Annotated in this window: 8 protein-coding genes; all 8 read right to left on the bottom strand. The window is 57.4% G+C overall.

The annotated features are described in order from the left end of the window. Positions 1-59: 59 nt before the first annotated feature. Positions 60-1,070, bottom strand: coding sequence for a quinone-dependent dihydroorotate dehydrogenase (gene pyrD, locus ACB040_RS14890; protein ID WP_257686951.1), 1,011 nt, complete (start codon positions 1,068-1,070; stop codon positions 60-62). 77 nt (positions 1,071-1,147) lie between these two features. Beyond that, the gene (locus tag ACB040_RS14885) at positions 1,148-6,007 is read right to left on the bottom strand and encodes an NAD-glutamate dehydrogenase (RefSeq protein WP_371155401.1); all 4,860 of its coding nucleotides are present in this window, start codon (positions 6,005-6,007) and stop codon (positions 1,148-1,150) included. 278 nt (positions 6,008-6,285) lie between these two features. Continuing rightward, the gene (locus ACB040_RS14880; RefSeq protein ID WP_005351919.1) at positions 6,286-6,507 is read right to left on the bottom strand and encodes a DUF2835 family protein; all 222 of its coding nucleotides are present in this window, start codon (positions 6,505-6,507) and stop codon (positions 6,286-6,288) included. A 70-nt stretch (positions 6,508-6,577) separates the two neighbouring features. Further along, entirely contained in the window at positions 6,578-9,202 is a 2,625-nt protein-coding gene (gene pepN / locus ACB040_RS14875) for an aminopeptidase N (protein WP_338774933.1), read from the bottom strand. A 143-nt stretch (positions 9,203-9,345) separates the two neighbouring features. Continuing rightward, positions 9,346-11,361: a carboxy terminal-processing peptidase gene (gene prc, locus ACB040_RS14870; RefSeq protein ID WP_005351922.1), complete on the bottom strand. Its 2,016-nt coding sequence runs from the start codon at positions 11,359-11,361 to the stop codon at positions 9,346-9,348. A gap of 8 nt (positions 11,362-11,369) precedes the next feature. Then, positions 11,370-12,008, bottom strand: a complete 639-nt coding sequence (gene proQ, locus ACB040_RS14865) for an RNA chaperone ProQ (protein WP_005351923.1) — start codon at positions 12,006-12,008, stop codon at positions 11,370-11,372. 102 nt (positions 12,009-12,110) lie between these two features. After that, positions 12,111-12,569 carry a GAF domain-containing protein gene (locus ACB040_RS14860; protein ID WP_005336610.1) on the bottom strand — a complete coding sequence of 153 codons (459 nt, stop codon included), beginning with the start codon at positions 12,567-12,569 and terminating at the stop codon, positions 12,111-12,113. A 93-nt stretch (positions 12,570-12,662) separates the two neighbouring features. Then, positions 12,663-13,124 carry a hypothetical protein gene (locus ACB040_RS14855; protein ID WP_167567489.1) on the bottom strand — a complete coding sequence of 154 codons (462 nt, stop codon included), beginning with the start codon at positions 13,122-13,124 and terminating at the stop codon, positions 12,663-12,665. Positions 13,125-13,146 lie beyond the last annotated feature (22 nt).

Here is a 13,146-nt window from a genome sequence, read left to right as displayed (position 1 = left end):
ACTTTATTCCATATGCAGGAAATCAGCAACGTCAAATAAAGGGCTCCGCCATCTATTTCTTAAATATTGGTCGCAATCTCTTTGACCAACCCCGGCCCTTTATAAATAAAGCCGCTATAAATTTGTACCAGACTGGCACCGGCGGCCAATTTTTCACGGGCGGCCATGGCACTATCAATACCACCCACACCGATAATTGGCAGAGCACCATTGAGCGCCTTGGCCAGATGACGGATCACCTCGGTACTCTTATGCTGCAGCGGACGACCACTCAGGCCACCCGCTTCACCGGCGTGGGGCATGTCATAAATCATCTCGCGCTCGAGGGTGGTATTGGTGGCGATAACCCCATCAATACCATTACGCACCAGCGACGCGGCCACCTGATCTATTTCTTCAAGGCTTAAATCCGGGGCAATTTTAACCGCCAGCGGCACATACTTTTTATATTGGGCGGCCAGCTCTTGCTGACGTACCTTGAGGGCTGCCAGCAATTCATCCAGCGCCTCGCCATATTGCAGCGAACGCAACCCCGGGGTGTTGGGGGAAGAGATATTGACTGCAATATAACCAGCATGATCATAAACCTTGTCCATGCAGATCAGGTAATCATCCTTGCCCTGTTCGATGGGAGTGTCTTTGTTCTTGCCGATATTAATACCGATGACCCCCTGATATTTGGCCTCTTTTACCTTGGCCACCAGATGATCAACCCCCTTGTTGTTGAATCCCATCCGGTTGATGATCCCCTCTGCCGGAATAACCCGGAACAGGCGCGGCTTGTCATTGCCGCTCTGGGGTCTGGGGGTGACGGTACCGACCTCGATAAAGCCAAATCCCATGGCACCCAGCGCGTCAATGCACTCACCATCTTTATCCAGACCGGCCGCCAATCCCACCGGATTGGCAAAAGAAAGCCCCATGACAGTGACGGGGCGTTTCGGCAAATTCTGGCGGAAGAAACAATCGAGTGGCGTACCGAGAAGGCGGGGCAAATACTTCATGGAGAGATCGTGAGCCTGTTCCGGATTGAGTTTGAACAGGAAATGCCTGGCGATGGGGTACAACATCTTTGCTCCTTAAAGAAAGCCCCAGCAACTGGCCGGGGCTTTGGGTGTAATGTCGGTGTCATGCCTTAATCTGGCAATTAAAGTGCCCGACAATTCAACTGGAGCAGGTTCAACTCTCGCAAGGCCACCGAGAACTTGGCGAACTCGTGAGTACTGGTGGTCTTGAAGTCGGCCAACATGTGGGTCCAACGGGACAAGAGTTGCTCATGCTCCGAAATCCAGTCAGCCAGTATGGTAGCGCATTCCCCCTGATCTTTGCACCCTTCCAGTACCACAGAAGTGAGACTGCGTTGCTGCCAGTCAAGATCTTCGCGGAAGGAAGCTCGCGCCATCGCCTGCCAGTGGTTGCCGACCGGCTGATGGTTGATCTGGTCGAGGAACCAGTGCAGATCCAGTTTGGCTCCGAGGCGATAGTAGACATTGGCGGCGCGCAGGATATCGGTCTTGTGCTCCGCGGCAATCTGCGCCAGATCCAGGCTGGAGAAGAGGCTGCTCATATGGGCGACCTGACGGGCAATGGCCTCAGGCACCTGTTTCTCCATCCACTTGGCAACAGCCTGACGATGCTCGGCTACTTCGCTCTCATCCATCACCTCGTAAAGGTGTGTGCCGAGGGTCTCGAACGCCGGACGGAAGAAGGCGATGTTCTCGCTGATGCTCCAGCTGCGATTGCGGGCACGCAGGAACCAGCGGGTGGCTCGGCGCACAATGCGGCGGCTGTAGAACATCAGCTCGAGCTGAGTCTGGGCATCAACCAGGTTGTCGCACCCTTCGATATCGCGCCACAACTGGTTCATGCCAAACACTTCGCGGGCCATGGCGAAGCAGCAGGCCACTTCCGCCACCGAGGCACCGGTCTCGTCCTTCATTCGGCTGGCGAAGTTGAGCCCCATGTCGTTGACCAGCATGTTGGCCACCCGGGTAGCGATGATTTCGCCGCGCAGCGGGTGATCGGCCAGCTGGGCACCAAACTGCTGCTGCACCTTGGCCGGGAAGCTGGTGACCAGCATGTTGGCGAGGAAGGGCTCGTCGGTCACTTCCGGGCAGTTGAGCTGCTCTTTCAGCACCATCTTGCCGTAAGCCACCAGCACCGCCAGTTCGGGGCGGGTCAGTCCCTGCCCTGCCGCCATCCGCTCGGAAAGCTCCTCATCGGATGGCAGGAACTCCAACGCACGGTCCAGCTTGCCTTCCCGCTCCAGCCCCTGAATAAAGCGCTGTTGCTCTTTGAGTTGTTCAGAGCCGCGGAAGCTGGTGACCGAGATGGACTGGGACTGGCGATAGGCGTTGGTGATCACGATCTGCGCCACGTCGTCGGTCATCTCATAGAGCATCTGGTTACGCTGCTTGAGAGTCAGATCCCCTGCGGCCACCAATTGGTTGAGCAGGATCTTGATGTTCACCTCGTTGTCGGAGCAGTCCACCCCGCCCACGTTGTCGGTAAAATCGGTATTGATGCGACCGCCCTGACTGGCGTACTCCACCCGACCGAGCTGGGTGAAGCCGAGGTTGCCCCCCTCACCCACTATACGAGCCCGCAGATCGCGACCATTGACTCGCAGTGCGTCGTTGCTGCGATCGCCCACCTCGGCATCGCTCTCGCGAGCGCTCTTCACATAGGTGCCAATGCCGCCATTCCACAGCAGGTCGACATTGAGGCAAAGCAGCGCCTTGATCAGCTCGTTCGGCGCCATGCTGGCCTTGTCGGTGCCGAGCAGTGTCTGCATTTCCGGGCTCAGCTTGATGGACTTGGCCGAGCGCAGGAAGATGCCGCCCCCTTGTGATATCAGCTCGCGGTTGTAGTCATCCCAGCTGGAGCCCGGCAGATCGAACAGGCGCTGGCGCTCGACAAAACTCTTGGCCGCATCCGGAGCGGGGTCAACAAAGATGTGCATGTGGTTGAACGCACCCACCAGCCGGGTGTGCTCGGAGAGCAGCATGCCGTTGCCGAACACGTCGCCCGCCATGTCCCCAATCCCCACGCAAGTGAAGTCGGTGGTCTGGCAGTTGACGCCGATCTCGCGGAAGTGGCGCTTGACCGACTCCCAGGCACCACGGGCGGTGATGCCCATCTTCTTGTGGTCGTAACCGACCGAACCGCCGGAGGCGAACGCATCACCGAGCCAGTGACCGTATTCGAGACTGATCTCGTTGGCGATGTCGGAGAAGGTGGCTGTGCCCTTGTCGGCAGCGACCACCAGGTAGTAGTCATCCTCGTCGTGGCGTACCACGGATTTGGGCGGGATCACCTCGCCGCCGATGATGTTGCCAGTCACATCGAGCAGGCCGCGGATAAACAGGCGATAACAGGCCTTGCCCTCCTCCTGAATGACGGCGCGGGGCGCCCCCACCGGCATCTGTTTGCAGTAGAAACCGCCCTTGGCCCCCACCGGTACTATGACAGTGTTCTTGACCTGCTGGGCTTTCACCAGACCCAGCACTTCGGTGCGAAAGTCCTCTTTTCGATCGGACCAGCGCAGGCCGCCACGGGCGACCTTGCCCCAGCGCAGATGCACCCCTTCCACTCGCGGCGAATAGACGAAGATCTCGAATTTCGGCAACGGCAGCGGCATGTCGGTGATGCTGGACGGTGCCAGTTTGAAGGAGATGTAGGGCTTGATGTTACCCGCCTTGTCCAGCTGGTAGTAGTTGGTGCGCAGGGTAGCGTCGATCATCTCCACATAGCGGCGAATGATGCGATCGTCGTCCAGGTTGGCCACCTGATCCAGCTTGGCGGCAAGCTCCTCGTGCAGCTTGGCGGATGCCTTGGCATCTTGCGATGGCACCTTGGCGTCCTGCTTGCCGGCTGGATCGAGCCGCTGTTCGAACAGAGCAAACAGCAACTGGGCGATGTCGGGGTAACGGGTCAGAGTCTCTTCGATATAGGACTGGCTGAAGGAGACGCCGGTCTGGCGCATGTATTTGGCATAGGCGCGCAGCACCGACACCTGACGGCCGGTGAGACCCGCCCCCAGCACCAGCCGGTTGAAGCCGTCATCTTCCAGCTGCTTGTTCCAGATGGCGGCAAACGCCTGCTGGAAGCGCTGCTGGCTCTGGGCCAGATCAAAGGGCTGCTCGCCATGCAGCAACATGGAGAAGTCGAGGATCCAGAACAGATCGCCAGCCGGAGTGCGTACCTGATACGGGGTCTCGCCGATCACCCTCAGTCCCATGTTCTCCAGCATCGGCAGCACATCGGAGAGGTGAATGGGTTCGGTGCGATGGAACAGTTTGAGCCGTACCCGACGATCGTTCTCCTCCTCCTGCGCGCGGTAGAACAGCATCCCCAGCGGTTCGGCTTCGCTCAGGTTATCGAGCGCCATGATGTCGGCCACGGCAGAGCCAGGCAGCACATCTTCCTTGTAAGCACGAGGGAATGCAGTGCTGAAACGGCGGCGCAGCTCATTACCACGGGCCTCGCCATAGTGGGAAAGCAGCACGGAGTCGAGTCTGTCGTCCCAGCTGCGGGCCGCTTCAATCAGGTTGTTCTGTACTTCGTTCACATCCACATCCACGTTGTTGTTGTTGACCCGCACTATGTAGTGGGTCCGCGCCAGCACGCCCTCGGTGAAGTAGACGTTGAACTCCACCTCTTCATTGCTGCCAAAATATTTCTGCAAAATTTGCTGGGTCTTGATCCGCAGCGCCGTGTTGTAGCGCTCCTTGGTGACATAGACCATGCAGGAGAAGAAACGGCCGTACACGTCGCGGCGCACGAACAGCCGCAACATGTCACGCTCCTGCATCTCCAGCACCCCAAGACCGGTGGCCAACAGCTCCTCTTCGCGGGCCTGGATCAGCTCATCGCGCGGGTAGGTTTCCAATACGTTCAGCAGCGCCTTGTAGGCGTGGGAGCCCTTCTCGTGACCGGAGGCAGCCATGATGCGTTCGAGACGATGGCTGATGAGCGGGATCTGGGTCGCGCTGGTGTTGTAGATGGAAGAGGCGTAGAGACCTATGAAGCGATCTTCCCCGATCACCTTGCCATGCTCGTCAAAGCGCTTGATGCCGATGTAATCCACATAAGCCGGACGGTGCACCCGGGACTTGCTGTTGGATTTGGTGAGGATCAGCAGGTCAGAACTCAGAGCGGCGTGACGGGCGCTGGCCGGCATGTTGCCAAGGCGCTGACCCACCTCCTTGATGGAGTTTTTCATCAACCCCAGGCTGGAGCTCGCCTGCGGCAGGATCTCGTGATCCCCCTCCACCGCCTTGACGTCGTAACGACGATACCCCATCAGGGTAAAGTTGTGGGCAGCTACCCATTTGAGGAAGGCAACGCAGGAGGCCACCTCCTCCTTGCTGACCGGGTGCTTGCGCTTGGGCAGTTCGTCGATGATCTCATTGAGCTTGGCCAGCATGGGCTGCCAGTCGCCCACGGCAAGCGCCACTTCACCGGCCACCGAGTTGAGCTCGGTAGCCAGCGCGGCCATCTGCACCTCGCTGGTGAGGTGATCGATCTCGATAAGGAATGCCGTTTCAACCGAGGTCTGCCCGTCGGTGTTGTCGAGCTCCAGAATGGCGTCAATCTTGCCATCCGCACCACGAATGAGGTGCAGCGGTTGGTGCAGCATCATGTGGGCAGTGATATTGAGTCGCTTGAGCGCCATCCGGATGGAGTCGACCAGGAAGGGCGAGTCCTGCAGGATCACCTCGACGATGGTATGGGGCGATTGCCAGCCGTGACGGGTCAGCTCGGGATTGTAGACCCGGATGTAGGGATCGATACCGCGGCGCTGATTGAGGGCATTCCACAGGCTCAGGGCCGCGCCATAGAGATCGCTGTCATTGCGATCGTGCAGGTCGGAACTCGCCATGTTGCCGTAGAACTTGGCAACGAAGCGCTCGACCAGAGAGGCGCTGTTTTTGGGCAACTTTTGATGGATCAGGCTGAGAACGTTTTCGAGCAGAACTGAGGTAGGGGCGTCTTTCAATGCCATTTTTATATTCCTTATCGGACGACATTAACCACCGACGCAGAGGCAACCACCCTGGTTACCCGCTGGTGCAGAGTTGTTGCGAAGTGTAATGGCTTGGCTAAGGGAAGGCGAGGAAAGGTGCTAACGAGATGTTAAAAACAAGGTGCAGATCACGGCTTAAACTGTGAGAAATTTTGCAAATAACCAAAAATACAGAAATTCCCACTACCTTTGTGCCAGTTTACCGGATAGATAGTGACATAAAGCAGATAAAAAGTCGGTAATCTGTTCGGTTTTTGTTAATTTATGCGTTCGAGGCTGATAAAGCGGTAATCGTCCTGGGTTTTCAGCCGAAAATAGCCATGCACACCATTGATGGCGACAAAGGGCCGTATTTTTTCTATGCCAAGTTCCAGGGTCAATCCCTGTTCGCTGCGCACCACCAGCCGTCTGGCATGGCCCTGATACATCAGCATCACCTCATCGCTATTCAATGAGAGCCGAAAAGTAAACTGCTTCACGCTTGCTCCTGATCACACGACAAATCACACAATGGAGGCAGGAGCGTTAACGCCCCTGCCCCGTCGACACTTACTGCTGCAGCGCCTTGCTGACCTTCTCGAACAGATCCCGTGCCAAGCCCTCAAGGTTGGCAAGACGGGTCAGCTCGGCGCGGATCAGGGCCTTTCGCACCTCATCCAGTCGCTTGAACTGGATAAGCGGGGTAATGAGGCGGGAGGCCACCTGCGGATTCACCTCGTTGAGCTCGATCAGCAGATCGGTCAGGAAGCGGTAACCGCTGCCATCCACCGCATGGAACTGCACCTGATTGCTCATGGCGAAGCTGCCGATCAGCGCCCGCAGTCGGTTCGGGTTGCGAATGCTGAAAGTGGGGTGACTCATCGCCTGTTTCACTTCGCTCAGTACATCGGCAGCCGGCTTGCTGCCAATCAGCCGCAGCCAGTTGTCCAGCACCAGTCCATCTTTGGCCCACTTGCCCTCGAAATCGGCCAGCAGCGCGGCGCGACATGGCAACAGATAGCCGTTGGCCACCTGCAACGCCGCCAAGGTGTCGGTCATGTTGTCGGCAGTTGCATACTGCTCGCGCACCAGCGCATCGGCATGCTCCGCATCCAGCGCAGCCAGATAGCCGAGCACGACCCCTTTGAGGGCTCGCTTGGCCATATCGGCACGCACCACCTGATAACCGTTCAGACGCAGACTCTGATAGGTCGCAGCCAAGCGCGCGCCAAAGGCCTCGGCAAGACGGGTGTGGATCGCGTCTCGTACCTGATGGATGGCATCGATATCGGCCACCTCGAACAGCTCGGCCAGGGTCGCTTCACCGGGCAGCGCCAGGATCTCCGCCTTGAGGGCTAAGTCCAGTTCGCTATCGTCCAGAATGGCGACGAAGGCGGCCAACAGGGTTTGGGAGAGCTCAAGCCCCTGCCCGTGCTGGACCCGCGCCACCCCGTCGATGACCGCTTTGTTGATCAGCATCTGGGCCGCATCCCAGCGGGCAAACTCGTTGCGGGCAAAGCGCATCAGAAAGGCGAGCGCTTCGTCGCTGTAGTCATAGTGCAGCTTGACCGGCGCGGAGAAGTCCCGCAGCAGGGAGGGAACCGGCTTGACCGGCACCCGATCGAATTCGAAGGTCTGCTCCGCTTCCAGCACGTCGAGCACGTTACCGATGGCCTTTCCCTGATACTGCAACGGGATGACGGCACCCTGCTCGTCATAAAGCTCGATGTCGAGAGGGATATGCAGCGGCAGCTTTTGCGGTTGATCCTGAGTCGGCGGGGTGTGCTGGCTCACATGGAGGCGATAGATGCCGCTGGCGGCATCATACTCGTCGGTAACGGTAAGCTCGGGGGTGCCGGACTGGCTGTACCAGCGGCGGAAACGACCGAGATCCACACCGGAAGCATCCTCCATCGCTTGCACGAAATCATCACAAGTAGCGGCCGAGCCATCGTGACGCTCGAAGTAGAGACGCATACCAGCCTGGAAGGCTTCTTCCCCCAGCAGGGTGTGCATCATGCGGATCACTTCCGACCCTTTCTCGTAGACGGTGAGGGTGTAGAAGTTGTTCATCTCGATCACCACATCCGGACGGATCGGGTGCGCCATGGGGCCGGCATCTTCCGCAAACTGCGGGCCGCGGACGGTACGCACGTTGTTGATGCGGTTGACGCCTCGGGAGCCGAGATCGGAGGAGAACTCCTGATCCCGGAATACCGTTAGCCCCTCTTTCAGGCTGAGCTGGAACCAGTCACGACAGGTGACACGGTTGCCGGTCCAGTTGTGGAAATATTCGTGACCGATCACCCGTTCGATACCGTGGTAGTCGCTGTCGGTGGCGGTGGCCGGATTGGCCAGCACAAACTTGGAGTTGAAGATGTTGAGCCCCTTGTTCTCCATGGCGCCCATGTTGAAGAAGTCCACCGCAACGATCATGTAGATGTCGAGATCATACTCGAGGCCAAAACGCTGTTCGTCCCAACGCATGGAGTTGATGAGACTCTCCATGGCAAAACCGGCGCGATCGAGGTTGCCCTTGTCGACGAAGATCTCGAGGGCCACTTTGCGGCCGCTCTTGGTGGTGTAGTGGCTGCGCTCCACATCGAAATCACCGGCCACCAGCGCAAACAGGTAGCTGGGTTTGGGGAAAGGATCCTGCCACTGCACGAAGTGACGGCCGCCATCCAGATCACCGCTGTCGACCTTGTTGCCGTTGGAGAGCAGGAAGGGAAACTGGGCTTTGTCAGCGGTAATGCGGGTGCTGTAACGCGCCAGAATGTCGGGGCGGTCCAGATAATAGGTTATGCGGCGAAAGCCTTCCGCTTCACACTGGGTGCAGTAGGCATCGCCTGACTTGTAAAGCCCTTCCAGCGCGGTGTTGGCGGCCGGATCCAGCAGGGTGACGATGGTCAGTACACATTCGGCAGGCAGGTTGAACAGGGTCAGACTGCTCTCGCCTTGCTCGTAGTGGTCACAGGGAATGCCATCGATGGCAACGCTCTTGAGAGTCAGCTGTTCACCATCGAGGATCAGCGGCGCATTGTGCTCACCGTTGCGGCGAATGCGAGTGATGGCGGTGACCTGGGTCAGCGGCTCCTGCAGTTGGAAATCGAGGTCGATGGTGTCGATCCAGTAGAGCGGCGCCTGATAATCCTGGCGATATTTGGCCGTCATGGCCTGGGAGTGATCGGTCATTATTGTCTGCTTCCACGCTTGTTAAAGGCGAGAAAGAGGCTGTCACAACCAACTGGCGGGGTCAAACAATTTGCATTACGTCAGATACGCCAGACAAAAAGAAAGGGCGACCGCAGTCGCCCTTGTGCATTGGAGGTGCCTTGTCAGCTGCGTTTGCTGACCTTGGCCAGATCCGCCGTGATATTGGCCGCTTCGATGAGATACTCATCCGGCGCTTCAAAATCAGCGGGCAGTTCATCCAGACTCTTCACCGCCGGCTTGCCAAGACGTGCCAGACGCTCGTTGGTACGTTTGAGCGCTTTCTCATCCTGTTTCGCCTGCTCTGCGACACGCTCCGCCTCGTTGAGGGAGACTGACTTCTTGTCTTTCTCCTCCTTGTAGTCGGCGATGTCCTGCATCACATAGGCAAACTCGGGATCCTTGGCGATCCGGGCATCGTGCGCCGCCTGCAACTTGGGCAGTACGCTGGCGAAGTTGCCGAGTTTCTCGTAGTTGGCGGAGGCAATCTTGTCCCACGGCAACGCATTGAACTCACGGCTTTCGCCCGTCTCTTCCGGAGCAACCGGTGTCGGGAAGCTGATATCCGGCGCAACCCCCTTGTTCTGGGTGCTGCCACCGTCGATCCGGTAGAACTTGGCGATGGTGTACTGCACGTGACCCAGCGGCTGCTCGTAGAAGTCATAGACCTTGGCGAGACTGCGATGCTGCTGCACCGTCCCCTTGCCGAACGAGTTTTCACCCAGGATCAGGGCACGGCCATAATCCTGCATGGCGGCAGCGAAGATCTCGGAGGCCGAGGCACTGTAGCGGTCGATCATCACCGACATCGGGCCACCGTAATAGACGTTGCCATCGTCATCGCCATTGACCGTGATACGGCCCATGTGATCACGAATTTGCACCACGGGACCGCTGGCAAAGAAGAGACCGCTCAGGGCGGAGGCTTCGGTCAGGGCGCCACCGCCGTTACCGCGCAGATCGATGATCAGACCATCGATCTTCTTCTTGTTCAGGCTGGAGAGCTCCTTGATCACGTCATCGTGCAGATTGACGTAGAAACTGGGGATCTCGATGACACCAATCTTCTTGCCTTCGGCGTTAATCACCTTGGACTTGGCAGCCCGATCTTCAAGGCGCACCTTGTCGCGGGTCAGCTCGATCTGCTCGGTCTTGGCAGTTGCGCCCTTGCCACGCTGGATCTCCAGCTTGACCTTGCTCCCCTTGGGCCCCTTGATGAGCTCGACCACGTCATCAAGACGCCAGCCGATCACATCGACAATCTTGCCATCTTCCTGCCCTACCCCGGTTATCTTGTCATCGGGTTTGAGGTGGTTGGATTTGGCAGCAGGGCCACCAGGCACCAGAGAACGGATGACGGTAAAGTCATCTTCCGCCTGCAACACGGCACCAATCCCCTCCAGCGAGAGGTTCATCTCGGTGTTGAAACGATCGGCACTGCGCGGTGAGAGGTAACTGGTGTGCGGTTCGATGGCACGAGCGAAGGAGTTCATGAAGAGCTGGAAGACATCTTCGCTCTCGGTCTGGGACATCCGCTTGATGGCGTTGTTGTAACGCTTGCCAAGCAGCTCCTTGATCTCGGGCCACTCCTTGCCACTGAGCTTGAGACTCAGGGCATCGAACTTGACCCGCTGACGCCACAGCTCGTTGAGCTCTGCTTCATCTTTGGGCCAAGCCGCCCCTTCCCGATCAAACACATAGTTGTCGGTCTGGGTAAAATCGAAAGGAGTATCAAGCAGTTTGAGGGCGTATTCGAACCGCTCATAACGCCGCTGCTGACTCAGGTTGAACATCTCGTAGGCGGGAGCCAGACGGCCTCTTTCGAGGTCGGTGTCAAAACCGTTACGGTACTTTTCAAAACGGCTGATATCAGAGGCCAAAAACAGGTTGCGGCTGTAGTCCAGATTCTCCAGATATTTATCGAAAATCACGGAGGAAAAGGCATCGTCCAGCTTGAACTGTTTGTAGTGCGAGCGGGTAAACAGATTGGTAATTCGCTTGCTGGCCGTAGCATGTTGGCTCTCTTGAGCCAACACAGGCAAATCACTCTCCTTGAGCACCGGCTCGATGGCCTGTGCAAGCCCGGCAAGCGCCAGGCTACAGGCAACGAGGGAAAAACGAATTACGCCATGCTTCAACATTTGTCTCCTTAGAGAACCAAGTGCTCTGATTTGACCCGCACCATCATGCCGGTCTGCAGTTGGACCTGTACATCGTCCTTGGTTACTTCCTTGATGGTTGCCGGAACCGGGAATTTACCCATAACGACGCGCACATCCTGGCCCACTTTCAGCGTAGCGGCATCCACTTTAACCAGCGGAGCGTCAGCGACCGGTGCCTTGGCGGCAGCTTTCGGCTTGGCAGCTACATCAGCTTTCTCGGTTTTGCGCACAGCAGGACGACGGGGCTTCTTGGCCTTCTCATCCTTCTCTTTGGTATTGGTACGACGGCTGGCGAATACGCGCTCTTTGCTCTCTTTCAGAGCTTGCTTGGCGTGCTCGATGTGCTCTTCGGTCAGCAGCTCGCCCGGGTTGCCATCCAGATCAACGCGAGCCTGGCCAGCTTTGAGACCGTGCAGGTAGCGCCAGCTGGAGGTGTATTGACGCAGTGCGGAACGCAGCATGGTCTTGGAGACTCTGGCATCGTCAGCAAGACGCTCGGCCAAATCCTGGAAGATGCCAATCTTGAGCGGCTTGGCCTCTCCTTCAGCAACGAAGCAGGCCGGGAATTTCTCGACCAGGTAGGCAACGATCTCTTTACTGTTCTTCAGCTTCTCAGTGTTTTCCATGTATAACCTTGGCTTTCATATAAACGCACGGGCACGTCCCGAGCACAACAAAGGCCCCATTATAGAGAGCTTGGGGCCTTTTGCGAACCATCTAGCAATGACTTAGAGCATGCTTTCCAAAATTTGCACCGTTTCTTCGAGGCCAATCCGGTCTTGCTGGTCGAAACGGTTAAAAATCGGACTGTCGATATCGAGCACCCCGATGATCTCGCCACCACGGCGCACCGGGATCACGATTTCCGAGTTGCTCGCGCCATCGCAAGCGATGTGACCGTCGAACTGGTGGACATCGTCAATGAGCTGGGTTCTCCCCTCTGCCACTGCCGTACCACACACCCCGCGGCCGACCGGGATCCGCACGCAGGCCGGTTTGCCCTGAAATGGCCCCAATACCAGGGTCTCGCCCTGCAACAGATAAAAACCGACCCAGTTGATCTCCTCCAGCTCCTGATTAAGCAGTGCGGAGAGGTTGGCCAGATTGGCAATCAGATCGGTTTCCCCCTCCAGCAGCGCCTTGGCCTGCTGGTTGAGGGTGCGATAAAACGGTTGCTTTTCAATCATGATTAAATGAACTTCACTCCCTGATGGTTTGGGGAAGGTAACGCCTGGCCGGGAAATTTCAAATATTTTTTCCACTCCCCACCTCTTGCGCCGTTATTCCCGGGCAACGGAAAGCGCCAATTGCTGGCGTTGACCATTACTCCACTCGATATTTAACAACCAGATCATGACGGGTGATGTACAGCTCCCCACCTGGGTCACCCCCTGCCACTGTCCGTCTATTTCTTCAAAGCTCACCGGAATGGTGCCCATAAACATATCTTTGCCTTCGAGTGTCGCTTTCACCGGTTTGATGACCGGATCGCCGCCGGTAATAGCGATGGCAAAGTCATGTTCAGCGCGCAGCGGTAATTCCTTGATGGCGACCGTCAGCGGCTTGTCACCAATCAGCGCGCTGCAAGGGGTGTGGGAAAGATCACAAATCTGATCTTTTTTCTGGTCAGCAGAGACGCTTTGATAGGCCGAAAACCAGGTGCGATAGGCCATCAGCGCCAATAACAGCACCAATACCAGTACGAGGTGCAAAACTTTACGTGCGGTAAGTCTCTCTTTCATCAAAAACAGCCCGATTAAGATG

The sequence above is a fragment of the Aeromonas sp. S11(2024) genome (genome assembly GCF_041402345.1).
GTDB lineage: Bacteria > Pseudomonadota > Gammaproteobacteria > Enterobacterales > Aeromonadaceae > Aeromonas > Aeromonas veronii.
The sequence above is the reverse complement of the archived record's forward strand: the minus strand, read 5'-3'. Positions and strand labels throughout refer to the sequence as shown.